Below are 25725 nucleotides of genomic sequence, written 5' to 3'. Positions count from 1 at the left end.
GAGGATGTTATGGAACAGATTAAATTGTCATTCCCTGCCAACCGCGCCCTCAGCGGCAAAGCGCTGGCAGGCGTTGTCGGCTCCGGCGATATGGAAGTGCTCTATACCGCCGGACAGAGCGATACGCTCAACGTCGAAATCACCACCTCCGTGGACAACAGCCAGGCGCGCTGGAACGCGCTGTTCGAACGACTGAGCCTGATTAACGGCCTGCCCGGCGGACAGCTGATCATCCACGATTTCGGCGCCACGCCCGGCGTCGCGCGGATCCGTATTGAACAGGTTTTTGAGGAGGTGGCTCATGCGTAACGATCGCAGCTTTATTGAACTCCGCGCCCGTGAACGCGCCCGCACCCTGCTGGATGACGGCAGCTATCGCGAACTGCTGGATCCCTTTGACGGCATTATGTCCCCGTGGCTCGGCGCGCAGGGCATCGTCCCGCAGTCCGACGACGGTATGGTCGTCGCAAAAGGCACCATTAACGGCCAGCCGGCGGTAGTCATTGCCATCGAAGGTACCTTCCAGGGCGGCAGCATGGGCGAAGTCTCCGGCGCGAAAATGGCCGCCGCCCTTGAGCTGGCGGCGGAAGATAACCGCAACGGCATTCCTACCCAGGCGGTGCTGTGCCTGGAAACCGGCGGCGTGCGCCTGCAGGAAGCCAATCTGGGCCTTGCCGCCATCGCCGATATTCATGCCGCAATAGTAGACCTGCGCCGCTACACCCCGGTAATCGGCATTGTCGCCGGTACCGTCGGCTGCTTCGGCGGGATGTCCATCGCCGCGGCGCTGTGCAGCTACCTGATTGTCACCCGTGAAGCGCGTCTGGGCCTCAACGGACCGCAGGTTATTGAACAGGAAGCGGGGATTGAAGAGTACGACTCCCGCGACCGTCCGTTTATCTGGAGCATGACCGGCGGCGAAATTCGCTACGCCAGCGGGCTGGTGGATGCCCTGGTGGGCGATGGCATCAACGCGGTGAAAAGCGCGATGAACGAAGCCATTGCCAAAGGCGTGCCCGCGCAGCATCGCAGCGACAAATATGAAGATTTCCTGACCCGTTTGACCCATTTCGATACCCGCCAGCAGGCGGATACCGCTCAGATCAAACAGCTATTCGCCCGGGAGGAGAAATAATGAGCCAGTTCACAAACCGCGCCGCGCTGTGGCTAAACCAGCTGGCGCCGAACGCCCCGCTAATGACCGGTCTGTGCCCCTCGGTGCAGGTTGCCGATGCCGATTTTAACGGTGAAACCGCCCGTTTTATCGCCGTGGTACCGGATGCTAATAACCATTATCCACGCGCCGCTCAGGGTGAAGTCGGCCTGCTCGAAGGCTGGACGCTGGCTAAAGTGGTCAACGAAACCATCGACGCCGATGCCAATAACGCGGTGAAGCGCCCGATTATCGCGGTTATCGATGTCCCCAGCCAGGCCTATGGCCGTCGCGAAGAAGCGTTCGGTATTCATCAGGCGCTGGCGGGCGCCGCGGGCGCCTACGCCAAGGCTCGGCTTGCCGGACATCCGGTGATTGGTCTGATCGTCGGCAAAGCGATGTCCGGGGCGTTTCTCGCCCACGGCTATCAGGCCAATCGTCTGATCGCCTTTAACGACGCCGGGGTACTGGTGCATGCGATGGGTAAAGAGTCCGCCGCGCGGATCACCCTGCGCACCGTTGAGGCGCTGGAGAAACTGGCGGCAACCATTCCGCCGATGGCCTATGACGTCAGCAACTACGCGACCCTCGGCCTGCTCTCCGCCCTGCTGGATATCAGTAATCCTGATGCGCCGAGCGCCCATGACCTGACGCTGGTCACCGACACCCTGCGCGACGCCATCGCTGACGCCCGCCGGGATGTCTCGCTGAAGTGCCGCCTTGGCGCGGAGAACCGCCGTAGTTCCCAACAGGTGCGCGATCGCATGCGCGCCAGCTGGTAGTCAGTCCCTAAGTAGAAGAAAACCTGCCGGAAGCGGCCGCCCGGGGCGCCATCGCGCGCCCCGGAAAGAAACCGCTTTTAGAAATTATAACAATCGCGCCAGTACTCTATTTTCATTTACAGGTGATTTATGACTTATGTGATTATTCATGCCCTCGCGCCGATTTTTGTCATCATGCTGCTGGGCTTCTGGGCCGGCAAGGCCAAAATGGTCGATAACAAAAACGTCTCTTTACTCAACATCTTCGTGATGGACTTCGCCCTGCCCGCCACGCTGTTCAGCGCCACGGTGCAAACGCCGTGGAGCGGTATTGTCGCGCAATCGCCGCTGGTGCTGGTGCTGACCGGGGCGATGTGGATTACCTATGCGGCCATCTACTTCCTCGCGACCCGCGTCTTCAAGCGCTCGCCGCAGGATGCCGCCGTGCTGACCCTGACCGTCGCGCTGCCTAACTACGCCGCGCTTGGCCTGCCGATTCTGGGCAGCGTGCTCGGCGAAGGCGCCTCCACCTCCCTCTCCGTCGCCGTTTCCATCGCCTGCGGATCGGTACTGATGACGCCGTTCTGCCTGCTGATTCTGGAACGTGAAAAAGCGCTCGCCGCCGGAGAGAACAGCGGCTCGACGCTGGCAATGCTGCCGGTTCTGATGTGGCGTTCGGTGAAAAAACCGATTGTCTGGGGTCCGCTGCTGGGGGTCGTGCTTTCAGCCATCGGTATCAAAATGCCGGATCTGCTGCTCGCCTCTATCAAACCGCTGGGCCTGGCGGCGACCGCCGCCGCGCTGTTCCTGACCGGGGTGATTCTGTCGGCGCGTAAGCTGCAGCTCAATGCGCTGATTGCCACTTCCACTATTGTCAAACTGCTGGTGCAGCCGTTTATCGCCTGGGGTCTGGTGATGCTGCTGGGGCTGCACGGCTCTATCGCCATTACCGCCATTCTGATGATTGCGCTGGCGGCCGGTTTCTTTGGCGTGGTCTTCGGCAACCGCTTTGGCGTGCAGTCGCCGGATGCGGAAGCGGTGCTGCTGTTAAGCTCGGTTCTGTGTATTCTGTCGCTGCCGCTGTTTATCACCTTAACGTCAGGAATCTAACGATGTCATCAACGCCGCGTCCTCATGATTTAGTCTGGTTGAATAATGCCGCCGCGCTGGAGGCGATTGAGGAGTCCTGGGTCGCGCAGCACTGGCGTATTAGCCTGCCGGTGGTGGTACGACGCGACGTTGATGCTAACGCCCGCATTCCGGTGGGCGTACGGGGTATGAAGCGCGAGCAGCGGGCCGCAGGCTGGGTACAGAGGGAAAATATCGTCCGTACCGTCAGCCCGGAAACCCTCGCCGATCGCCAACAGCTCCTGCGCTCGCCGTTTGTCTCCCAGCCGCCGGTGCAGGCGGCGATATCACTGACCTTACACCCCTGGCCGTGGCGCTGGGGCATTACCGGCAGCACCGGCTACGCGCTGGCCACCGAGATTCCGGTACTTCACGCCGCCAGCGATCTCGATCTGCTGATCCGCGCGCCGCAGCCGATCGCTCGCGAAGCGCTGCTCGCCTGGCAGTCCCGCGTCGCGCAGCTGCCCTGCCGGGCGGATACCCAGGTCGAAACGCCCGCAGGGGCTTTCGCGCTAAATGAGTGGCTGCGCGATGGCCGCGTCCTGCTGAAAACGTCCCGCGGCGCGCGCCTGACCGCTGCGCCGTGGAACAGGGAGGAAGCATGAAAATTCTCTTTACCTTTCCCGGTCAGGGAAACCAGCGGCCGGATATGCTCGCCGCGCTTCCCGACCGCCAGAATATCCTCGCTGAAGCGCGAACCGTGCTCGGCGATGAAGTAGACCATATAGATACCGCCGCCGCGTTAAAACATACCCGTGCGGTGCAGCTGTGCCTGCTGATCGCAGGCACAGCCTGGGCGCGGGAGCTGCAGCGTCAGGGAGTAAATCCGGACATGGTCAGCGGCCTGTCGATAGGGGCTTTCCCGGCGGCGGTGATGGCCGGCGCGCTGGATTTCACCGACGCCCTGCGGCTGGTGGCGCTGCGCGGCGATTTAATGGAGCAGGCGTATCCTCACGGTTACGGGCTGACGGCGATTATGGGCCTGACGCTCGACCGCGTGGAAAAGCTGATTGCCGACAGCGACCTCTATATTGCCAACCTGAACGCGGAAACGCAGATTGTCATTGCCGGACGCGACGACGAGATGGCCCGCGTGGCCCGGCTGGCGCTGGCGGCTGGCGCCGGTAAAGCACAGCGGCTGGCGGTCAGCGTACCTTCCCACTGCGCGCTGCTGGATGAACCGGCGGCTAAGCTGGCAAAAGCGTTCTCTAACGTCACGCTGCAGCGCCCGCGCTGCGCCTATCTGAGCGGTTCCACGGCGCGCGTTTTATGGGACCCGTTAAGCATTGCCGACGATTTGGCGCGGAATATGGCGCGAACCGTGCGCTGGCAGGAAGTGATGATCGCCGCTGACGAACGGGACGCGCGGCTGGCGATCGAGATGCCGCCCGGCGGCGTGCTGACCTGTCTCACCCGCCAGGCGGGCTGGCAGGGGGAGTGTATTGCGCTGGAGCGCAGCGGTATCGACGTTGCCCGTCACCTGGCGAACCGGCTTAACGGCTGAGGCTGCGGGCGTACATCCGCCCTTCTGCCGCCAGCGCCAGCAGGTCGGCGTCGCGCTCGCGATGGTGTGAGTAGACAATGGAGATCAGCTGGCGCATCTGATACGGCTCCGCCAGCTTCAGCAGCTGTACGTCGTTTTCATACACCTTTTTCATTCGTCCTGGCAGCAGCGCAAAGCCTACGCCCGCCTGCACCAGGCTAATCATCGAAAAGATATCGTTAACCCGGGTGACGATTTCAGGCTCGAATCCGGCCACCTGGAAGGCGTCCTGAAATCCGGCATAGGTGGCAAACCCTTCCGCCAGCGAAACAAACTTGCGCCTGGCGTAATCGCGCAGCTCGGCGGGAGCGGTGGTATCCAGCTGTTCCGTCGCCGGGGCGGCGAGGAAGATATCGTCCTCAAACAGCGGGACCACATCAAAAGCCGAATTATTGAATTCACCTTCGTTAGTGGCGATTAGGATCGCATCAAGCGCGTCATCTTCCAGCATATCCAGCAGCATCTGATTGGAGCCCATGGTGAGATCCAGCTCCAGTTCCGGCCGACGCAGCTTCATGCCCATAATAATGCGCGGCACGGTTTCAAGGGTCAGGGAGTAAAGCGTGCCGATGCGCAGCCGGCCCTGCCCGACGCCGGCTACTTTACGCGTCGCTTCCAGGCCGCGGGTCATCAGGCTCATGACGTCCTGGCAGTACTCCAGCAGCGTCCACGCCGCCGGGAGCGGCAGCAGGTTGCGCCCTTTATGAATAAACAGCGGGCAGCCGACGCCCTCTTCCAGCGTATGCAGCGCCCGGTGGACGCTGACGCCGCTCAGCTGCATGGCCTCAGCGGTTCTGGCGATGTTCCCTTTCGCCATAAACATCATAAATACCGACAGCTTGCGGAAGGTGATGTCCTGATTAATATCGTCTTTCATTGCCCTGGGCTCCGCGTTTCGGTCTTCATTAGCATTTTCTTTCGTGATTTCAAGACAGTATAACCACAATTAACGAATGAAGGATTAGCCGGAAGGGGGATATCAGCGCGGGGGAGAGATTAAAGTAATGTCTCGTTTTCGCCGGGGCAGCGAAGAGAGGCCAGTAGGCCCGGTGAGGCGTCAGCCGCCACCGGGCAATGTCAACGACGTGGGCTTACAGCGCCATATCGTGCTGCGGCGACGTTTCCGCCTTAGGCTCTGCCGGTTTGGCGGTCATCACCGGCGCGGTGGCGTTCATCTCAATCACCGGCGGTTTGGTCAGCTGCAGCGCCGCCGCGGTATCATCCCAAACCTGCTGGGTCAGCGCGACGTTGCCGTTCAGCTTCTGGCCGTAGCTCGGGACGATATCGTGAATACGGCGCTGCCATTCCGCTGAATGGAACTGCTCAGGGAACATCTGCTTAAGAACGTTCAGGGTAATCGGCGCGGCGGTAGAAGCACCCGGCGAAGCGCCCAGCAGCGCGGAGAGGGTTTTCTGCTGGTCGACTACCACTTCGGTACCCAGCTTCAGTATGCCGCCCTTCTCTGCATCTTTTTTGATGATCTGCACGCGCTGACCGGCCTGGATCAGCTTCCAGTCCTCTTTACGCGCGCCAGGGTAATACTCTTTCAGCGCCGCAAAACGGTCGTCGTCGCTCAGCATCACCTGGCTGATGAGGTATTTCACCAGATCGAAGTTGTCCAGACCTACGTGGGTCATCGGCAGGACGTTATCGGTGGTGGTGGTGCTCAGCAGGTCGAAGAACGAACCGTTTTTCAGGAATTTCGTCGAGAAGGTGGCGAATGGCCCAAACAGCACCACGCGCTTGCCGTCGAGGAAACGGGCATCAAGATGCGGGACCGACATCGGCGGTGCGCCTACAGAGGCCTGACCGTAAACTTTTTGCTGGTGCGCATTGGTCACCGCCGGGTTTTCGGTCATCAGGAAAGAGCCGCCTACCGGGAAACCCGCATAGTTATCCGCTTCCGGAATACCGGTTTTTTGCAGTAATTTCAGCGCGCCGCCGCCGGCGCCGATAAATACGTATTTCGCATCGATCGCCTGCTCTTCACCGCTATTAACGTTTTTAATCGTCACGTGCCAGGAATTATCGGCATTGCGTTTAAAATCGGTGACTTCAGAAGAGGTCTGCAGCGTGAAGTTATTATTTTTCTTCAGGCTACCGATCAGCTGGCGGGTTATTTCCCCATAGTTAACGTCGGTACCCACCGGTGTCCAGGTTGCCGCAACGCGCTGCTGCGGATCGCGCCCTTCCATCACCAGCGGCGCCCACTGTTTTATTTGCGCGTGATCGGTAGAGAATTTCATCCCCTGGAATAAGGTCGTTTGCTGCAGCGCGGCGTAGCGTTTTTGCAGATAATCAACGTTATCTCCCCAGACGAAACTCATGTGCGGCGTGGAGTTAATAAAAGAGTGCGGATCGTGCAAAATGCCGCGTTTGACCTGCGCCGTCCAGAACTGGCGGGAGATCATAAACTGTTCGTTAATATCCAGCGCTTTGCTGACGTCGATGGTGCCGTCCGGGCGTTCCGGCGTATAGTTCAGCTCCATATTCGCGGAGTGCCCGGTACCGGCGTTGTTCCAGCCGTTAGAGGACTCCAGCGCGACGCCATCCAGCTTCTCAACCATCACCTGTTTCCAGTCCGGCTGTAATTCCTGCAGCCAGGTCCCCAGCGACGCGCTCATAATACCGCCGCCAATCAGCAGGAAATCGGTTTTTTTCGAGGTATCGTCATTTGCGAAGGTCGCCGAGCTGACGAACATCGCTAATGCGGTCATAGATATAATCGTATTTTTAATTGCAGGCATAATAGAAATATCACATAGCACAAGTGTAATAAGAGCGTGCATATTAACGCACTTTTACTTTATTTTAAAATATCATTTACACATCCGCACACATAGCTAATTATTGTTAACCTGGTTTTTTAACTTAAAAAAGTAAAAGCCTCGCCAGCAGCAATAAATACGCCTTGCGATGGCCATTTTCAAACGGGGAATTAAACCCGGGTAAGCGGATGAAGAGTATGGAATAACGATGCTGTTGATGACCAGATTATTTTGCGTTATCCGGCGCGTATTGTGGAAATACGCGCCGTCGGGTTAAGTTCAGGCAACCGTCTGCGCCGCGCGTAGCGCAATCCGCAGATGATCGTTATGCTCTGCCAGCAGCTCGCGCGCCTGCCAGGCATCGAGCCCGCTGAGGAGCATGAGTATTGCCGTCCGGCAGTGCTGATTGCAGCTGGCCAGCGCGGCTTTGGCCTCGCTGCGCGAGCACCCCGTCGCCGCCATCACGATCGCTATCTGCCGCTCGGCCTCGTGCGGCGTATTGGCCTGCAGATCGACGCGCAGGTTTTCATAGACCCGTCCTTCGCGAATCGCCAGCCCGGTGGTCAGCATCGTCAGGATCTGCCGCTGCACGATGCGCGCTTTCGGATTCCCGAAACCCGCCACCGCTTCCGGCCCGGTTTGCGGGGCGATAATGATATCCGCCAGCTGCGCGGCTTCACTGGCGGGCTGCTGCGTCACAACCGCAATCGGCGCCCCCAGCGACCAGGCGTGGCGCATCGCGCCCCAGACCCACGGCGTTTTGCCGCTAACCGTCAGCGCCAGCAGCATATCCTGGTTGCTGAATCGCAGAGCCTCAAGTTCGAAAGCTCCAAGATCGTAATGACTCGCGGCGGTTTCCATCTCCTGCCGCGCGGCGGTCGCTCCTCCGGCGATAAGGGCGACCAGCGAATGTTTTCCCTCCGGGGTAAATTCATTCACCGCCTGTGCGGCGGCTTGACCCGATGCCCCGGCCCCCACAATCACCAGCCGCCCTCCCCGGCTGAGCGTCGCCGTCGCGTTATCCATCAGGCGCGCGATCGCCGGCAAACAGGCCTCAACGGCATCGGCAATCCGCTTATCATCCTTATGCAGCAGCGTCAGCATATCGAGGGTGGCAAGACTATCAATATGGGTGGTTTCAGGGTGGCGTCGTTCCATCATTGAAGCGGTTGGCTTACTGCTCATAAAAACCTCCATTTAAACGCGAAAGAACCTTCCGGGACGAAAGCGCAGGCCTGAGGCAAACCCTTTCATTGACCATGGCTATTAATGGCAGTGTAAGGCTTAAGCGACGCGCTTTACCGCCACCGGAGTCACAGTTTTCATCCCCCTGAAGCCATTCAGCTGCCGATTGGTCGTTATCCAACCAGCGGCGCGTTCGGCGCGCCGCTGGTTGCGAGGCGAGGCCAATGCGCTATTAGCGCAACGTCAGCCCGCCATCCACAACATACTGGCTACCGCTCACGAAGGACGCCGCGTCGGAAAGCAAAAACAGCGCCACATCAGCCGCTTCAGCCGCCGTCCCCTGGCGGCGAAGCGCCAGGCGACTCACCACCGAGGCTTCAAATTCGCGGCGCACCTCGTCGCGCATAAAATGGCGAAATGGGGTGTCAATCGGGCCGGGAACCAGCGCGTTAACGCGGATATTTTTTTCGCCTAACGCCGAGGCCCAGCAGCGGGTTAACGAAATCAGCGCGCCTTTAGTCGCCGAATAGAGGCTCGCCGCCGCGGCCCCCTCATAAGCGGAGGTGGACGCCGTCACCACCACCGAGGCTCCCGCATTAAGCTTCCCGGCGAGCGCCGCCATCTGGAGAACCGGCCCGCGCACGTTGGTCGCCATCATGCGATCAAAGGCCGCGGCATCCACCTGCGACAGCTCCCCAACCGCTGCGTATCCGGCGTTGAGCCAGAGGCCATCAAGCCCGCCGGATGAATCGATCGCCTCGGCCAGCGCCGCGCCGGTCAGCGGATCGCTGGCATCATTGTCAATGACCCGCGCCCGATCCGAGAGCTGCCGGCGAAGAGACGCCAGCCGTCCGGGATCGCGCCCGGTGGCGATCACCCAACCGCCTTCGCTATCGATGCGCTTTGCCCCGGCAAGCCCGATTCCGCTTGTCGCACCGGTGATGAGAACTCTTTTTGCGCTAAATCTCGCCATGGTCATTGCCCCTCTCTGCGTAATCACATTTATCAGGATGGTAACCAGCGAAGAACTGCTTGATAATACCAGTATTATCAATAAGACTGTTTGGGATAATAGCCATAATGCGCGGAAGTGATTTTGCGGAATTAAGAGCCTTCGCGATGGTCGTTGAGCAAGGCAGTTTTACCCGGGCGGCGGCGCATCTCGGCGTCACGACCTCCACCTTAAGCGCAACCATCCGTCGTCTCGAGGAGCGCATCGGCGTACGTTTATTACACCGGACAACGCGCAGCGTCGCGCCGAGCGAGGCCGGCAAGCGTATGATGCAGCGGCTGGCTCCTGCGCTGGCGGCGCTGGAAGACGCGGTTACCGATGCCCGGACGGCCAGCGCGCCCGCGGGCCGCCTGCGCCTCAATGTGTCGCGCATCGCCGCGATTCATTATCTGGCGCCGCTGCTGGGCGGATTTATGCAACGCTATCCCAACGTTGAGCTGGATATTGTTACCGACGATGCTTTAGTCGATATCGTTTCTTCCGGTTTTGACGCCGGAATTCGTCTCGGTGAAAAGCTCCATCAGGATATGGTTGCCGTCAGGCTGAGCGGCGACCTTGAAATGAAAGTCGTCGCCTCGCCGCACTATCTGGCGCAAGCGCCGCAGCCGCGAAAGCCGCAGGATTTGCTGCAGCACCCCTGTCTGACTTATCGCAGGCCCAGCGACGGCAGCGTTTATCGTTGGGAGTTTCAGCGCGACGGCGAACGCTACGAGATTGCGGTCAAAGGGCCGATCGTCGTCGATGAACCGGCCATGCTGACGCCGTTAGCCCTCAAGGGCACCGGTATCGCCTATCAGTTTGCCCATCAGGTCGATCCCTGGCTGGAGACAGGCCAGCTAGTCCAGCTATTGAAAGAGTGGACCCCGGCTTTTCCCGGGTTTTACGTTTACTACCCCAGCCGTAAGCAGATGGCATCGCCGCTGCGGGCGTTTATTGACTATCTGCTGGCCGTCGGCGGCAAATCGCGTCCGCCAGAATTGCCGTCTGGCTGATTTTGCTTTTATTACGCGGCTTTATGTAAACCGCGCATTCAGCGATAATACGCCTCTATCCGTTTTCTCCTGGGGTCGGTATGAATGAATTCGCGCAGCAGCCCGCGCGTAAACGCGCAATGAGCATGAAGCTGAGCACCGCCGTGACCTTAATGATCGGCAGCGTCATCGGTTCAGTACTGATTCTGGTCTATGCCCTGTGGTTTATGCAGATTAGCGGCGCCACCCGCGACGGCGTGAAAGATACGGCGCTGGCGGTGGCGCGGACGCTGGCCGATACCCCGGAAGTCAAGCGCGGCCTGACGCTGCCGCCGGACAGCGGCATTATTCAGCCGCTGGCGCTGGCCGTCACCCGGCGCAATGGCCTGCTGTTTGCCGTCGTCACCAATATGGACGGCATTCGCTACTCGCATCCCAATAGCCAGATTATCGGCAAACCTTTTATCGGCGATGACATCCGGCCCACGCTGGCGGGCAAAGAGAACGTTGCCGTCAACCACGGCGTGCTGGCTCCGGCGCTGCGCGTCTTCACCCCGGTGTTTGACGATAGCCGCCGGCAAATCGGCGTGGTGGCGATTGGCATTTCGCTGAGCAAAGTCGATACGCAGATCGCCGCCAGCCGCTGGGATGTGATTCTGACCGTGCTGTTCAGCGCGCTCGTGTGCGCCGTCGGTACATGGAGCCTGGTTCGCGGCCTGAAGCGCGTCCTGCTGGGCCTTGAGCCGCAGGAGATCTCAACGCAGTTCCAGCAGCGCCAGGCGATGCTGCACTCATTAAAAGAGGGCGTGGTGGCGGTGGATACGGACGGCAAGGTGACGCTGATTAACCCCGCCGCGCGCGACATTCTGTTTAACGGCCCCGGGAACGATATCGCGCAAACGCCGCTGCTGGCGGATTTGCAGGAAGTGCTGCAAACCGGCGAGCCGATTTACGATCGGGAGCTGGGCTGTAACGGTCTGCTGCTGATCAGCAACACGGTCCCCGTCCGCGACGAGGATGACGTGGTCGGCGCCATCAGCACCTTCCGTGACAAAACCGAAGTCAGCCAGCTGCTGCAGCGGCTTGACGGGATGGTGAACTATGTGGACGCCCTGCGTACCACATCCCATGAATTTATGAATAAGCTGCACGTGATCCTCGGCCTGTTGAATATGAAAAGCTACGATAAGCTGGAAGAGTACGTGCTGCAGACCGCCCACACCTATCAGGCGGATATCGGCGAAATCCAGCACCGGATTAAATCACCGGTAGTGGCAGGCTTTTTGATCGGTAAAATTCAGCGCGCTAAGGAGCGGGGTTTTACCCTCACTCTCGCCGAAGAGAGCCTGGTGCCGGACTGCCCGAATGAAAAACAGGTCACCGTACTGGTTACGGTGCTGGGTAATTTAATCGAGAACGCGCTGGATGCCATGAGCGGCCAGGCCGAAGGCGAAGTCGGCCTGCTGCTGCATTACCAGAACGGCTGGTTAAGCGGCGAAGTCAGCGATGATGGTCCCGGTATCCCGGAAGCGTTTATCGATGATATTTTTAATAAAGGCTTCTCCACCAAAGGCGAAAACCGCGGCGTCGGGCTGTTTCTCGCCAGTCAGCAGCTTCGCGAACTGGGCGGATCGCTGGCCGTGGAATCCGAACCCGGCGTATTTACTCAATTTTTTGTTCATCTCCCGTGGGACAGTAAAAGGAAAAGTGCGTGATAAATGTATTAATTGTTGACGATGATGCCATGGTTGCCGAACTGAACCGCCTGTACGTGGGACGGGTCAGCGGCTTCCGCTGCAGCGGCACGGCGTCTACGTTGAGTAAAGCCAGGGAGATGATTAACGACAAGGATCTGGAGATAGACCTGGTGCTGCTGGATGTCTATATGCAGCAGGATAGCGGTCTGGATCTGCTGCCCGCCATTCGCGCGTCCGGACGGGCCATCGACGTGATTATGATTACTTCCGCCGCGGATGCCGCGACGGTTCAAGCCTCGATGCGCTACGGCGTGGTGGACTATCTGATCAAACCCTTCCAGTTTCCACGGTTTGAAGAGGCGCTCACCGCCTGGCGCGAAAAGCGTAAGCTGATGACCGGTCAACCCTATTATGAACAAGCAGATGTCGACCGGCTGCTGCACGGCGGCGTACCGGAAGCCGCTGACGCCCGAAAGTTGCCAAAAGGCCTGACGCCCCAGACGCTGCGCACCCTCTGTCAGTGGATCGATGCCCATCCGGACGTGGAGTTCTCCACCGACGAGCTGGCGGCAGCGGTAAATATATCCCGGGTTTCGTGCCGCAAATACCTGATTTGGCTGGCGCAAATTAATATTTTGTACACCAGTATCCACTACGGCGCCACGGGACGTCCGGTGTACCGCTACCACCTGATAGCGGAGCAGTACGGCCTGCTTAAGCAGTACAGTCAGTAAGCCGGTAGCCGTCATCCAGCAGCTGAAAGCGGAAACGACGCTGTGAAGAGAGGATAACGTCGCGATTTTTAGTGACGAAAATCGCTTCGATATCCTCGCGCTGGCGCAGCGCCGCGCAGCCTTTCTCTACGCCAAGACCGTAGATCAGGGTGGTCCAGATATCGCCGTCCAGCGAGTCGGCGGAAATAATCGTTACGCTCTCCAGCTCGTTATCCAGCGGGTAGCCGCTGCGCGGGTCGAGAATATGGTGCCAGCGTTTGCCGTCCTGCTCGAAGTAGCGTTCGTAAATGCCCGAGGTCACCACCGATTGCCCCGCCACCGCAATGCTGCCAATCAGCGCATCCGCCGCTGAGTACGGTTTTTTCAGCCCGATAGACCATTCGCCCAGGGTATGGACATTGCCGCCGAGATTAATCAGCGCGGCATTCACGCCCTGCTGCCGCAAATAGTCGCGCACCCGGTCGGCGATATAGCCTTTCGCGATGGCCCCAAGATCGATCTCCATTCCCGTCCGCGCAAGGTAGACGCTGCTGGCGGCGTCGTCGAGGATCACATCCTGCGCACGCGTTAACGTCAGGCGAGCGGCAATATCCTGCGGGGCGGGCACGCTCTGGCCCTGAAAACCAACGCGCCACAGCTTCACCAGCGGGCCGATCGCCAGGTTAAACGCGCTGTCCCGCACCATGCTGGCGGCTTTGGCGCATTTAATCAGCGCATACACCGGGCGGCTCACCGCCACCGGATGCCGCCCGGCGGCATGGTTGATATCCATCACCTGGGAGTGCGCGCGGTTAACGGTGAAAAGATCTTCATAGCCTTTAATCAGCTGAAAGACGCGGGAGGCGAGCGGTTCATCGTGAACGTAGAGCTTGAGGAGAATGGGCGAACCCATCAGTACGGCGGAGTAGCTGTAGACGCGGTTGTCGGACATATCGCACTCCTCAGAGAGATAAGAAGCCGGGCCGTCTATTTGCCAGCCCGGCGGGTGTCGCTGACGTTTAACCTCTGGCGCGTTTCGCCGCCTGATGGCCCGCGAGGGTCCCGAAGATAATAATATCGGCCACCGCGTTACCGCCGATGCGGTTACCGCCGTGAATGCCGCCAACCACTTCGCCCGCGGCAAAAGCGCCCGCAATCACCTGATGACCGGCATTCAGCACCGCGGTATCGGTGTTAATGGTCACGCCGCCCATCGTGTGGTGAACCCCCGGAGCGATAAGAATCGCATGGTAAGGGCCTTCATTGATCGGCGCACGCAGCGCGGTGGTACGACCAAAGTCATCGTCATGCTGTTTTTCAACAAAGCCGTTGTAGCGTTCCAGCGTATTGAGAAAAGCATGGTAATCCATCCCCAGTTTCTCCGCCAGCTGACGCGGCGAGCTGGCGCTGGTGACGAAACCTTTAGCGATGTACTCATCGGCGGCTTTGTTTTTCGCCCGGACGTGCTCGTCAAAGACGATATAGGCGAAGTGCTCAGGCAGCGCGATAATCGCGGCGGAAACCTTATCGCGGGTCTCCATTTCGTTGAAGAAGCGGTTGCCCTGCGGGTTCACCAGTATCGCCCCGCCGCCGCGAATCGACTCGGAAATCAGGTACGAGGTTTGCTGCTCGACGGTCGGGTGAATCTGAATTTCACCCATATCCACGGTGCCCGCGCCGATGCGTTCAAGCAGCGCGATACCGCCGCCGGTCGCCCCTTTATGGTTGGTGGTCACAAAGCCCGCCAGATCCGGGCGGTATTTCACCACCATCGCGCTGTTGGCGCTGAAGCCGCCGGTAGCCACCACAATGCTCTTCGTCTGTACCACTACGGATTCGTTTTCATCGGTGAGCAGGCGCACGCCGCTCACCTCATCGTCGGTCATCAGGATCTCTTCCACCGACGTATCCAGCAGGACATCGATACCGCGTTTGGTGATGTTACGCACCAGGCCGCTGATCAGGTAGCCGCCGACCGCCGACCCGTCGCGCGGACGGTGGGTGCGGTCGATGCTCATCCCGCCGGTAGTGGTGATATCGTTAAGCATAATGCCGCGACGCGCCAGCCACTCAATGGCCTCCGGCGCATTCTCCACGAAGCGGCGCAGCAGCTGCGGGTCGTTTTTGTTCTTACCGCCTTTCAGCGTTTCCTGGTAAAACAGCTCTTTGCTGTCTTCAATACCTTTCACGCGCTGGAAGCGGGTCTCTGCGGCGTTCATCCCGGCAGAAGCTTTAATGGTGTTACCGCCGATGGTCGGCATTTTTTCAACGATCAGAACGCTCGCGCCTTCATCGTGCGCCTGAATCGCGGCCGCCAGACCGGCTCCGCCGCTGCCGACCACCACCACATCGTAGCTTTTCGGCGCCGCATCGCCCGCGCCCTCTTCGGCGGCCAGCGCTTTACTGGACTTCAGCATCGCTTTGGAAACCGCCTTTTTCACCGCTTCGCTCTGGCTGGTTGCGCCGGAAATCGCATCCACGTGCGGGGTGTTGGCGCTGAGGATCCGCTCGCGGATCTCTTCAAAGCTGGTGGTGAACTCGACGGTCTGTACCGGGCTTGCCGCCAGTGCGATATCGGCAATGCGGTCGTTTTCCAGGCTGACGTTGATCACCAGCTCGTTAGCGTCGTCCTGAACGGTTTCGACGAACATCCCCGGTTTGAATTTGGCGTCGCCCATGCTCATATCGCGGATCATCGCCTCCACCAGCGAGAAGCGCCACAGCGGTTCCGGGATGTTCAGCGCTTCGCGCTGGGTGCTGTCAATAAACAGCTCCAGATCTTCGCCAGCGGCAATGCGCGCCGTCCAGTCAGGATACGCGATACAGGCGCGGCCCACCGCCATCAGGTCGTAGCCGTGATCCAGACCCTGCTCGGCATCGGCCGCGTTCACTACCCCGCCCACGCCCATCACCGGCACCTGAGCCAGGGTTTCAGAGCGCATGGCGCAATATTTTTCAATCAGCGGCGTGGGATCGGTGGTATCGACAATCGAGGGTCGCAGCGTGGCGCCAACCGAGAAGTGGAGATAGTCGACGCCGCGGGCGGCCAGCTTTTCCAGCAGATACATGGTGTCAGCAAAACGGATTCCGGGGACTTCCATCTCTTCCGGGGAGAACCGGTAGCCGATAATAAAGGCATCGTCGGCGTACTGGCGGGCCATTTTGTGGGTGATGTCCAGTACCGCCAGCGGGAATTTCGCGCGATTATCGCGGCTGCCGCCCCATTCATCGTCGCGCTGGTTAGAGTTTGGCGAATAAAACTGCTGGATCAGATAGGTGTTCGCGCCGTGAATCTCGACACCGTCAAAACCGGCCTGAATGGCGCGACGTACGCCTTCGCCAAACTTCGCGATCATGCCCTCGACTTCAGCGCCGCTCAGCGCGCGGGGGGTTGCTGCGCCATCGCGCGGCGCGGCAATCGCGCTCGGGGCCACCGGCTGGCGTCCGCCGATAAGCTGCGGGTCGACCATCCGGCCGCCGTGGTAGATCTGCAGAATCGCTTTTGACCCTTCCGCCTTGATGGCGGCGGCAATTTTCGCCAGGCCAGCCACTTTTTCATCATTATCGATACCGATGGCGCCGGGGAACGCCAGACCGTAGTCATCAATAAAGCAGCATTCAACGATAATGGTGCCGATACTGCCTGCGCGAGCGCGGTAGTACTCAACCAGTTCGCTGGTCACGGTACCGTCAAAATAACCGGTGCAGGTGGTCATCGGCGCCATTAACAGGCGGTTTTTAAGCTCAGTACCGTTCGGTAAAGTAAAAGGACGCAAAATTCGTGGATGACTGGTCATAATGACGCTCCAGATTTTAAATATTGAAAATTGAGAATTGGGTGACGGAATTGTTTTTGTTTGTATTTGGTAATCCCTTAAGTCATGCCAATAATATAGCGCTTTTTTTAGTTACCAAAATAATTACGTTAATTAAAAAACTATTTAATACCAACAATAACATCGATACCTCCTTTGTATTATTAATTAAATATAATTCGTTCACATAGTGGATATAACCAATAACAAATCTGAAACCATTTTTAACATGCATCGCCAGGAAGATATCAAAATAAAATGATATAATTCAATAAGATAAATACATTATCAGTTCATGAAATCATTCGTGATTTAACATTAAGCCAAATTTCAGACAAATAAACACCTCACTAAACAGGGTTATTCGTAATAATAAAAAAGTGGCTAACAACCCGCTTTTTTTGATCTAAATCAATTGCAACGGCGCATGAAAGCGCAATATATAAATAACCCAATATTTTAATTTAACGCCCAACGAAGCGCGTTAAATAACAGTCAGCGCAATAACCAAAATCGACAATTAATAATTAAAGAAAGTTTTGCAACTAAAGAAATCGAACGGTTAAGCGATGACCAAACCCTATTTTTAACTACTTGCAGATACTCATTATGAAAGAGAAAAAGACAACCATACCGCCTGCCGGTGCAGCAACAAATGCTGCTTATAAACGTCTGCTGATGATGGCGATGCCCATTATCGTTGCCGTCTTACTCTTATTCGTCCCGGTGCCCGACGGCCTTCCCCCTTACGCCTGGCACTACTTTGCCATTTTTGTCGGCGTGATCGTCGGTCTGATCTTCGAACCGCTGCCCGGCGCGGTCATCGGTATTACCGGCGTGGTGGTGATTGCGCTGTGCAGCCAGTGGCTGCTGTTCAGCCCTGAACAGCTGGCCGCGCCAGGGTTCAAGCTTGCCGGCGCCTCCTTTAAATGGGCGGTGAGCGGTTTCGGTAACTCCACCGTCTGGCTTATCTTCGGCGCCTTTATGTTTGCCGCCGGCTACGATAAGACCCAGTTTGGCCGCCGTCTGGCGCTTATTCTGGTGAAGTACCTCGGCCGCCGCAGCCTGACGCTGGGCTACGCCATCACCTTCGCCGACCTGCTGCTGGCGCCGTTTACCCCCTCCAACACCGCGCGCAGCGGGGGGACTATCTACCCGATTATCGCTAACCTGCCGCCGCTGTACGGCTCTAAGCCCAACGACCCGAGCGCGCGCCGTATCGGCTCCTACCTGATGTGGGTGGCCATTACCGCCGCCTGTATCACCAGCTCGATGTTTCTCTCCGCACTGGCGCCGAACCTGCTGGCGCTGGCGCTGGTGAAAAGCATCGTCGGCATTAATATCTCCTGGGGCACCTGGTTTATCGCCTTCCTGCCGCTGGGTATCCTGCTGATTCTGGCAATGCCGCTGCTGGCCTACTGGTTCTACCCGCCGGAAGTGAAAGTCAACGATGAAGTGCCGCTGTGGGCCGCCCGCGAGCTGGAAAAACTAGGCCGCCTGTCGCGCAATGAAATTCTGCTGCTGGTCTTCGTCTGCTTTGCGCTGATGATGTGGATCTTCGCCGCCGAATGGATTGAACCGGCGCTGGCCGCCCTGCTGGTTATCGTGCTGATGCTGTGGACCGGCGTACTTTCGTGGAACGATATCACCAGCAACAAAGCGGCGTGGAATACCTTTGCCTGGTTCGCGACCCTGGTGGCGCTGGCCGACGGCCTCTCCTCCACCGGTTTTATCGCCTGGCTGGGTAAAGAAGGCGGCGCGCTGATGAGCGGCATCTCCCCGGGCGTCGCGACCGTCGTCCTGCTGCTGGCGTTCTATCTGCTGCACTACTTGTTCGCCAGCACCACCGCGCACACCACCGCGCTGCTGCCGGCCATGCTGACTATCGCCTCCACCATTCCGGGGATGAATATGCAGGTGTTCGTACTGCTGATGGTGACCTCGCTCGGCGTGATGGGGATTATCACCCCCTACGGTACCGGCCCCAGCCCAATCTACTACGGCAGCGGCTATCTGCCGACCAAAGACTACTGGCGTCTCGGCACGATTTTCGGCGCCATCTTCCTGGCCGCCCTGCTGCTGATTGGCTATCCGTGGATGTCCATGATGTTCTGATTCATAACCGTCGGGCCGAACCCCGGCGGTTTTACTCTTAGGGAGCAAAGCAATGTCGACTAAACCATTTGTCTATCAGGAAGCCTTTCCGCTAGCAAAAGATAAGACTGAATACTATCTGCTGAGCAAAGAGCACGTGTCCGTGGCTGAATTTGAAGGCCAGGAGATCCTCAAAGTAGACCCTCAGGCCCTCACCCTTCTGGCACAGCAGGCCTTTCACGATGCGGCGTTTATGCTGCGCGTTTCCCACCAAAAACAGGTCGCGCAGATCCTTCTCGACCCTGAAGCCAGCGATAACGATAAGTACGTGGCGCTGCAGTTCCTGCGCAACTCTGAAATCGCGGCTAAAGGCGTGCTGCCCACCTGCCAGGATACCGGCACGGCGATTATTATGGGTAAGAAAGGCCAGCGCGTGTGGACCGGCGGCGGTGATGAAGCGGCCCTCGCCCGCGGCGTCTATAACACCTATACCGAGGATAACCTGCGCTATTCGCAGAACGCCGCGCTGGATATGTACAAAGAGGTCAATACCGGGACTAACCTGCCTGCGCAAATCGACCTCTACAGCGTCGACGGCGACGAATATAAATTTCTCTGTATGGCCAAAGGGGGCGGCTCGGCCAACAAAACCTATCTGTATCAGGAAACCAAAGCGTTAATCACTCCGGCGAAGTTGAAAAACTATCTCGTTGAGAAGATGCGCACGCTCGGTACCGCCGCCTGCCCGCCGTACCATATCGCCTTTGTGATTGGCGGTACCTCGGCAGAAGCGACGCTAAAAACGGTGAAGCTGGCCTCTACCCACTATTACGACGAACTGCCGACCGAAGGCAACGAACACGGCCAGGCCTTCCGCGATATTCAGCTGGAGCAGGAACTGCTGGTGGAGGCGCAAAACCTCGGTCTCGGCGCGCAGTTCGGCGGCAAATACTTCGCCCACGATATCCGCGTCATCCGCCTGCCGCGCCACGGCGCCTCCTGCCCGGTGGGAATGGGCGTCTCCTGCTCGGCGGATCGCAATATCAAAGCCAAGATCAACCGCCAGGGGATCTGGATTGAGAAACTGGAGAGCAACCCGGGTCAGTATATTCCCGAACATCTGCGCCAGCAGGGCGAAGGCAAGGTCGTCAGCATCGATCTTAATCAGCCAATGAGCGAGATTCTGGCCCAGCTTTCCGCCCATCCGGTCTCGACGCGTCTGACGCTCAACGGCACCATTATTGTGGCCCGCGATATCGCCCACGCGAAGCTGAAAGAGCTTATCGATAACGGTGAAGAACTGCCGCAGTACGTCAAAGATCATCCGATCTACTACGCGGGCCCGGCGAAAACCCCGGAAGGCTATGCGTCCGGCTCCCTTGGCCCGACCACCGCAGGCCGCATGGACTCTTACGTCGACCTGCTGCAATCCCACGGCGCAAGCATGGTGATGCTGGCCAAAGGCAACCGCAGCCAGCAGGTCACCGATGCCTGTCACAAGCACGGCGGTTTTTACCTCGGCAGCATCGGCGGCCCGGCGGCGGTGCTGGCGCAGCAGAGCATCAAGAGCCTGGAGTGCGTGGCCTGGCCTGAACTGGGGATGGAAGCCATCTGGAAAATCGAAGTGGAAAACTTCCCGGCGTTTATTCTGGTGGATGACAAAGGCAATGACTTCTTCCAGCAGATCCAGAATAAGCAGTGCGCAGGCTGTTCGCAGCAAAGAGGATGATATTACCCGCCCCTGTCGGCGGGTAACCGTCGAAGGCCGTCGCATGACGGCCTGAGATGTGCGACAAACCTGCCGGGTGGCGGCTAAACAGCATCCAGCTCGTCAAATACCTGCTGCGCCAGATGCATCGTGGCGTTGGCGGCGGGCAGGCCGCAGTAGAGCGCGGAGTGCATAATCAGCTCTTTCAGCTCATCGCGGGTGACGCCGTTATTAAACGCCGCGCGCAGATGCATTTTCAGCTCAGCTTCGCGGTTCAGGGCAATCAGCATGGCGATAGTGATCATGCTGCGGGTATGATGATCGAGCCCCGGCCGGGTCCAGGTCTCTCCCCAGGCGTAGCGGGTAATAAAATCCTGGAACTCTTCATTCAGCGGCGTCAGCTTTTCCAGCGTCTTATCGACGTGAGCATCGCCGAGCACCTTCCGCCGGACCTCCATTCCCCGCTGATACCGCTGTTTATCGTCCATGCTTTTCCCCCTGAACAAAACCCAGCAGCGCCGAGCTGAACGCCCCCGGCGCTTCGATATTCGATAAATGCGAAGCCGCCAGCACGACGACTTCTGAGACCGGGATCTGCTGATGCAGGAAGTTGGCGTCCGCCACCGTTGTGACAGGGTCACTTTCTCCGGCGACGATCAGCACCGGAATCGCGATCTGCGCGACCTCTCCACGCAGATCGGCGGCGGCCAGCGCTTCGCAGCAGGCCTCATAGCCTTCAGCATCGATATGGGTCAGCTGGTGACACAGTGCTTCCACCACTTCCGGCGTCTTCTGGCGAAATGCGTGGGTAAACCAGCGGTCCGCGGCGCCTGCGGCGACCACTTCCATCCCTTCCTGACGCACCGTGCGGGCGCGCGACAGCCAGCCGGCCTGGTCGCCAATACGCGCAGCGGTGTTGGCAACGACCAGCCCCTGAAAACGTTCAGGGGCAAAGCGCCCCAGCCACAGACCGGTCAGGCCACCCATTGAAATCCCGCAGAACCAGGCTTTAGCGATATTAAGATGATCGAGCAGCGCAATCACATCTTCGCCGAGCTGCGCCAGCGTCACTTTACCGTTTTTACGGGTGGCGCCATGGCCGTGGGTATCGTAGCGCAGCACGCGAAAATGCTGCGTTAACGCCTCAAGCTGCGGCTGCCACATCGCCCGGGTAGTGCCCAGCGAGTTAGAGAGAACGATGACCGGCGCGTCTTGCGGCCCGTCTATCTGATAATCAACATTCATAACGTTGCTCCTTATAGCGCGCCACAACCTGGCGCACGAAGAGTGCTGAGCTGCCGGTCGCCGTTGTCGGGTCCAGCAGTTGGGTTAAGCGGCTGGCGGAGAGATGCTCGCTGACCAGCGGATCGGTTTCCAGCACGCTTAACAGCGAACGTGACTCATCCAGCGCCTGCCGACACAGCGCCTCAACCCGGTGATGAGCCTCGGCTTTGCCGACAAACTCCGCCAGCGCCAGGGTGACGGCCTCGGCCATAATCAGGCCATGGGTGATATCGAGGTCGGCGCGCATCTTATGCGGGAAGACCTGCATGTCGCGGACCAGCGCTTCGCTCTGCGCCAGCGCGCCGCCGACGAGGGTTATCAGCTCCGGCAGCGTTTCCCACTCCGCCTGCCAGCCGCCCAGCGCCCGCTCGTGCTGCTGGATCTGCCCGGCATAGAGCGTTGCCACCAGTCCGGGCATACGCTGGGCTGCGGTCAAAATAGCGGCGCAGGAGATGGGATTGCGTTTGTGCGGCATGGTAGACGATCCGCCGCGTCCTTCGGCGACCGGTTCACCCACCTCTGCAACCTCGGTTTGCATCAGCAGAGAAAAATCATTGGCGAATTTACCCAGCGTGCCGCAGACGCCCGCGTACCATGCCCCCACCTCCAGCAGCCGGTCGCGCTGGCTGTGCCACGGCGCGTCCGGAAGCTGCAGGTCGAGAGTTTTCGCCAGCGCGCCGGCGATCCGCGGCGCCTGCGTTTTAAGGGAATCGAGGGTGCCCGCCGCGCCGCCAAACTGCAGCGCCAGCACCCTTGAGCGCATCTCTCGCAGACGCACCTGCCAGCGCAGCAGCGCATCCAGCGTCCCGGCCAGTTTCAGACCGAAGGTGACCGGCAGCGCATGCTGCATCCAGGTACGCCCGGGCATCACCGTATCCTGATAGCGCGCCGCCTGATGGGCTAACGCGTCGAGCAGTTGCTGCAGCAGGGAGTCCGTTTCCGCCAGCGCGCCGCGCAGTTGCAGGATAAAGCCGGTGTCGATAGCATCCTGGCTGGTCGCCCCCCAGTGTACGTAGCGCGCCGCCGCGTCATCCCGTTGTTTAACCCGCGCGGTCAGCTGTTTGACCAGCGGGATCGCCAGATTTCCGGCGCTGGCGGCGGCCTGCCCCAGCGCGGAGAAGTCGATGTGTTCGTGCCGGCAACTCTCAATAATGGGATTAAGCGCCGCCTGCGGCACGAGGCCGCATTCGACCTGAGCGCGAGCCAGCGCGGCTTCAAAATCCAGCATCCCCTGTACCCGCTGCGCATCGCTGAACCAGGCGGTCAGCGGACTGGTGCGCATCATCGGGGTCAACAAACTCATTATGGCTCCTTAAACGCGTTCTATAATCAGCGCGATCCCCTGACCGACGCCGATACACATGGTGCACAGCGCATAGCGCCCGCCGGTACGGCGCAGCTGGTACGCCGCGGTCATTGCCAGACGGCCGCCGGAGGCGCCCAGCGGATGTCCGAGGGCTATCGCGCCGCCGTTAGGGTTGACGTGCGCCGCATCGTCGGGCAGACCCAGATCGCGCGTGACCGCCAGCGCCTGAGCGGCAAAGGCCTCATTCAGTTCAATGACGTCCATCTGCCCAAGCGTTAGCCCGGTTTGCGCCAGCACCTTACGTACCGCCGGCGCCGGGCCAAATCCCATAATACGCGGCGCCACCCCAGCCGTCGCGACGCCCACCACGCGGGCGAGCGGCTGTAAATCATTGGCGGCCAGCGCCTGCTCGCTGGCAAGCAGCAGCGCGCAGGCGCCGTCGTTGACTCCGGAAGCATTACCTGCCGTCACCGTACCGTCGGCGCGCACCACGCCGCGCAGCCTGGCCAGCGCCTCCGCCGTGGTGCTGCGCGGGTGCTCATCGCGGCTAAAGAGTAGCGGTTCGCCCTTACGCTGCGGCACCGAGACGGCAATCAGCTCGTCGGCAAAGCGTCCGGCCTCCTGCGCCGCCGCCGTACGCAGCTGGCTGCGAAGCGCAAACGCATCCTGGTCCTCCCGCGAAATGGCGAAATCGTCCGCCACGTTTTCCGCCGTTTCCGGCATCGAATCCACGCCGTACAGCGCTTTCATCTGCGGGTTAATGAAGCGCCAGCCGATGGTGGTATCTTCCATCCGCATCGTGCGGCTAAAGGCGCTTTCGGCCTTGCCCATCACAAAAGGCGCGCGCGACATGCTCTCCACGCCGCCGGCGATCATCAGCTGAGTTTCGCCGCTTTTAATCGCGCGCGCTGCGATACCGATCGCATCAAGGCTGGAACCGCACAGGCGGTTTACGGTACTGCCCGGTACGCTTTCCGGCAGACCGGCCAGCAGCAGCGCCATGCGCGCAACGTTGCGGTTATCTTCCCCCGCCTGGTTAGCGCAGCCGTAAATCACATCGTCAATACGCGCCGGATCGAGTCCCGGGTTGCGCTCCAGCAACGCTTTCAGCGGCAGCGCCGCCAGATCGTCGGCGCGCAGGGTGGCCAGGGTACCGCCAAAGCGGCCGAACGGCGTCCGCACCGCATCACAGATAAATGCCTGATTCATCATAGGTTCCTTACGCGCTTTCCGCCAGTTGTGCAAAAGTCAGCGCCACCGGCGTGATGCGCTGCAGTTCCTCAAAAGAGAGGCCGTTAAAGATTTCCCGCACCACCGGGCCGCTTTCGCTGATATCGATGACCGCCAGGTCGGTGTAGATACGGCTGACGCAGCCGACGCCGGTCAGCGGATAGGTGCAGTGCTCTACCAGCTTGCACTCCCCGTCGCGGGTCAGGTGATCCATCATCACGAAGACCTGACGAGCGCCAATGGCCAGATCCATCGCTCCGCCGACGGCAGGAATGGCGTCGGGCGCGCCGGTACTCCAGTTCGCCAGATCGCCGCTGGCGGAAACCTGGTAAGCGCCAAGCACGCAGATATCGAGGTGCCCGCCGCGCATCATGGCGAAGGAGTCGCCGTGGTGAAAGTAGCAGCCGCCGTTGAGCAGAGTCACATACTCTTTCCCGGCGTTAATCAGCTCCGGATCCTCTTCCCCCGGCAGCGGTTTCGGCCCCATCCCCAGCAGGCCGTTTTCGCTGTGCAGGAAGATTTCTTTATCGGCAGGAAGATAGTTGGCGATGCGGGTGGGCAAGCCGATCCCCAGATTGACGTAAGCGCCTTCGGGAATATCGCGGGCCACGCGCTGGGCCATCTCATCGCGAGTCAGTTTTTGCATTAAGAGTTCCTCAGGCGCTTTTAGCGGCAATCAGGTTTTCCAGGGAGTAGACGCGCTGCACAAAAATGCCCGGGGTAATGATGCTTTCCGGGTCGAGATCGCCCAAGGGCACCAGCTGCGAAACTTCTACAATGGTGGTTTTCGCGGCGGTCGCCATAATCGGGCCGAAGTTGCGCGCCGCTTTGCGATAAACCAGGTTTCCCCAGCGGTCGCCCTGGTGGGCTTTGATCAACGCGAAGTCGGCCCTGATGGGGTATTCGAGTACGTAATGACGCCCGTCGATTTCGCGGGTCTCTTTCCCCTCCGCCAGCGGCGTACCGTAGCCGGTGGGGGTAAACACCGCGCCGAGGCCAGCGCCTGCCGCCTGGATCCGCGCCGCGAGGTTGCCCTGCGGTACCAGCTCCAGCTCAATTTTGCCGCGGCGATAAAGGTCATCGAAAATCTGCGAATCAACCTGACGTGGGAACGAACAGATCATTTTTCGCACCCGACCGGCCTTCAGCAGCGCCGCCAGTCCGACTTCGCCGTTGCCCGCATTGTTGTTGATAATGGTTAAATCACGGGCCCCCTGTTCTATCAGAGCATCTATCAGGTACGTCGGCTGCCCGGCGGGACCAAAACCGCCAATCATTATGGTCGCCCCGTCGTGGATCCCGGCGATGGCATCACGTAGCGTCGACACGCTTTTATCAATCATCAGGTCGCTCCTGT

At 59.4% G+C, this 25725-nt stretch carries 23 protein-coding genes; 11 read left to right on the top strand and 12 right to left on the bottom strand.

Going from position 1 to position 25725, the window contains the following annotated elements; translation table 11 throughout:
• Positions 1 to 9 precede the first annotated feature (9 nt).
• The 6 genes from mdcC to mdcH all read left to right on the top strand — a co-directional run bounded on the left by mdcC (position 10) and on the right by mdcH (position 4546).
• Positions 10 to 309, top strand: coding sequence for a malonate decarboxylase acyl carrier protein (mdcC, locus tag ACESQ2_RS07885; RefSeq protein WP_004102520.1), 300 nt, complete (start codon positions 10 to 12; stop codon positions 307 to 309).
• On the top strand, positions 302 to 1135 hold the full coding sequence (locus tag ACESQ2_RS07880) for a biotin-independent malonate decarboxylase subunit beta (protein WP_004851300.1): 834 nt from the start codon (positions 302 to 304) through the stop codon (positions 1133 to 1135). Before mdcC ends, ACESQ2_RS07880 begins: the two co-directional genes overlap by 8 nt.
• Positions 1135 to 1935, top strand: coding sequence for a biotin-independent malonate decarboxylase subunit gamma (gene mdcE / locus ACESQ2_RS07875; RefSeq protein ID WP_038424578.1), 801 nt, complete (start codon positions 1135 to 1137; stop codon positions 1933 to 1935). Before ACESQ2_RS07880 ends, mdcE begins: the two co-directional genes overlap by 1 nt.
• 129 nt (positions 1936 to 2064) lie before the next feature.
• Entirely contained in the window at positions 2065 to 3024 is a 960-nt protein-coding gene (locus tag ACESQ2_RS07870) for an AEC family transporter (protein WP_004851304.1), read from the top strand.
• A 2-nt stretch (positions 3025 to 3026) separates the two neighbouring features.
• Positions 3027 to 3647 carry a malonate decarboxylase holo-ACP synthase gene (locus tag ACESQ2_RS07865; RefSeq protein ID WP_196546129.1) on the top strand — a complete coding sequence of 207 codons (621 nt, stop codon included), beginning with the start codon at positions 3027 to 3029 and terminating at the stop codon, positions 3645 to 3647.
• The gene (gene mdcH / locus ACESQ2_RS07860) at positions 3644 to 4546 is read left to right on the top strand and encodes a malonate decarboxylase subunit epsilon (RefSeq protein WP_373170281.1); all 903 of its coding nucleotides are present in this window, start codon (positions 3644 to 3646) and stop codon (positions 4544 to 4546) included. The genes ACESQ2_RS07865 and mdcH overlap by 4 nt, the downstream gene beginning before the upstream one ends.
• Here mdcH and ACESQ2_RS07855 read toward each other — a convergent pair.
• The 4 genes from ACESQ2_RS07855 to ACESQ2_RS07840 form a co-directional block, all read right to left on the bottom strand.
• Positions 4536 to 5462: a LysR substrate-binding domain-containing protein gene (locus tag ACESQ2_RS07855; protein WP_004135593.1), complete on the bottom strand. Its 927-nt coding sequence runs from the start codon at positions 5460 to 5462 to the stop codon at positions 4536 to 4538. The two genes, mdcH and ACESQ2_RS07855, sit on opposite strands and share 11 nt — an antisense overlap.
• Before the next feature lie 214 nt (positions 5463 to 5676).
• Positions 5677 to 7332, bottom strand: coding sequence for a malate dehydrogenase (quinone) (gene mqo / locus ACESQ2_RS07850; RefSeq protein WP_009654732.1), 1656 nt, complete (start codon positions 7330 to 7332; stop codon positions 5677 to 5679).
• Positions 7333 to 7632: 300 nt separating this feature from the next.
• Entirely contained in the window at positions 7633 to 8538 is a 906-nt protein-coding gene (locus tag ACESQ2_RS07845; RefSeq protein WP_286116164.1) for an N-acetylmuramic acid 6-phosphate etherase, read from the bottom strand.
• A 232-nt stretch (positions 8539 to 8770) separates the two neighbouring features.
• Positions 8771 to 9511: an SDR family oxidoreductase gene (locus ACESQ2_RS07840; RefSeq protein WP_038424582.1), complete on the bottom strand. Its 741-nt coding sequence runs from the start codon at positions 9509 to 9511 to the stop codon at positions 8771 to 8773.
• Between the two features lie 107 nt (positions 9512 to 9618).
• On the opposite strand from ACESQ2_RS07840, the gene ACESQ2_RS07835 reads away from it, so the two are divergent.
• From ACESQ2_RS07835 to dcuR, 3 genes are all read left to right on the top strand, one after another.
• Positions 9619 to 10542, top strand: coding sequence for a LysR family transcriptional regulator (locus ACESQ2_RS07835; RefSeq protein WP_032694459.1), 924 nt, complete (start codon positions 9619 to 9621; stop codon positions 10540 to 10542).
• Between the two features lie 80 nt (positions 10543 to 10622).
• Positions 10623 to 12236, top strand: a complete 1614-nt coding sequence (locus tag ACESQ2_RS07830) for a sensor histidine kinase (RefSeq protein WP_004851318.1) — start codon at positions 10623 to 10625, stop codon at positions 12234 to 12236.
• Positions 12233 to 12952, top strand: a complete 720-nt coding sequence (gene dcuR / locus ACESQ2_RS07825) for a two-component system response regulator DcuR (RefSeq protein ID WP_004851320.1) — start codon at positions 12233 to 12235, stop codon at positions 12950 to 12952. The genes ACESQ2_RS07830 and dcuR overlap by 4 nt, the downstream gene beginning before the upstream one ends.
• Here dcuR and ACESQ2_RS07820 read toward each other — a convergent pair.
• Positions 12933 to 13883 (bottom strand): FAD:protein FMN transferase, encoded by a 951-nt coding sequence (locus tag ACESQ2_RS07820; RefSeq protein WP_046876595.1) that lies wholly within the window; start codon positions 13881 to 13883, stop codon positions 12933 to 12935. The two genes, dcuR and ACESQ2_RS07820, sit on opposite strands and share 20 nt — an antisense overlap.
• Positions 13884 to 13950: 67 nt before the next feature.
• Positions 13951 to 16728, bottom strand: coding sequence for a flavocytochrome c (locus tag ACESQ2_RS07815; protein ID WP_373170280.1), 2778 nt, complete (start codon positions 16726 to 16728; stop codon positions 13951 to 13953).
• Positions 16729 to 17355: 627 nt separating this feature from the next.
• On the opposite strand from ACESQ2_RS07815, the gene ACESQ2_RS07810 reads away from it, so the two are divergent.
• Positions 17356 to 18861: an anion permease gene (locus ACESQ2_RS07810; protein WP_004851326.1), complete on the top strand. Its 1506-nt coding sequence runs from the start codon at positions 17356 to 17358 to the stop codon at positions 18859 to 18861.
• Positions 18862 to 18913: 52 nt separating this feature from the next.
• Complete coding sequence (gene fumA, locus ACESQ2_RS07805) at positions 18914 to 20569, top strand: class I fumarate hydratase FumA (RefSeq protein ID WP_049071512.1); 1656 nt, start codon at positions 18914 to 18916, stop codon at positions 20567 to 20569.
• An 83-nt stretch (positions 20570 to 20652) separates the two neighbouring features.
• Here fumA and pcaC read toward each other — a convergent pair whose 3' ends face one another.
• Genes pcaC through ACESQ2_RS07775 form a run of 6 tightly spaced genes read right to left on the bottom strand, consistent with a single transcriptional unit; the run spans position 20653 to position 25711 of the window.
• On the bottom strand, positions 20653 to 21036 hold the full coding sequence (pcaC, locus tag ACESQ2_RS07800; RefSeq protein ID WP_014229553.1) for a 4-carboxymuconolactone decarboxylase: 384 nt from the start codon (positions 21034 to 21036) through the stop codon (positions 20653 to 20655).
• Positions 21026 to 21793 (bottom strand): 3-oxoadipate enol-lactonase, encoded by a 768-nt coding sequence (pcaD, locus tag ACESQ2_RS07795; RefSeq protein WP_373170279.1) that lies wholly within the window; start codon positions 21791 to 21793, stop codon positions 21026 to 21028. Before pcaD ends, pcaC begins: the two co-directional genes overlap by 11 nt.
• Positions 21783 to 23135, bottom strand: a complete 1353-nt coding sequence (locus ACESQ2_RS07790) for a 3-carboxy-cis,cis-muconate cycloisomerase (protein ID WP_049071508.1) — start codon at positions 23133 to 23135, stop codon at positions 21783 to 21785. The genes pcaD and ACESQ2_RS07790 overlap by 11 nt, the downstream gene beginning before the upstream one ends.
• Positions 23136 to 23144: 9 nt before the next feature.
• Positions 23145 to 24347: a 3-oxoadipyl-CoA thiolase gene (gene pcaF, locus ACESQ2_RS07785; protein ID WP_004851337.1), complete on the bottom strand. Its 1203-nt coding sequence runs from the start codon at positions 24345 to 24347 to the stop codon at positions 23145 to 23147.
• A 10-nt stretch (positions 24348 to 24357) separates the two neighbouring features.
• Positions 24358 to 25014: a 3-oxoacid CoA-transferase subunit B gene (locus ACESQ2_RS07780; protein ID WP_014229557.1), complete on the bottom strand. Its 657-nt coding sequence runs from the start codon at positions 25012 to 25014 to the stop codon at positions 24358 to 24360.
• Between the two features lie 10 nt (positions 25015 to 25024).
• Positions 25025 to 25711 (bottom strand): 3-oxoacid CoA-transferase subunit A, encoded by a 687-nt coding sequence (locus ACESQ2_RS07775; protein ID WP_038424589.1) that lies wholly within the window; start codon positions 25709 to 25711, stop codon positions 25025 to 25027.
• Between the last annotated feature and the right edge of the window lie 14 nt (positions 25712 to 25725).

Source organism: Klebsiella sp. Q11 (assembly GCF_964241505.1).
GTDB classification, from domain to species: Bacteria; Pseudomonadota; Gammaproteobacteria; order Enterobacterales; family Enterobacteriaceae; genus Klebsiella; species Klebsiella michiganensis.
The sequence above is the reverse complement of the archived record's forward strand: the minus strand, read 5'-3'. Positions and strand labels throughout refer to the sequence as shown.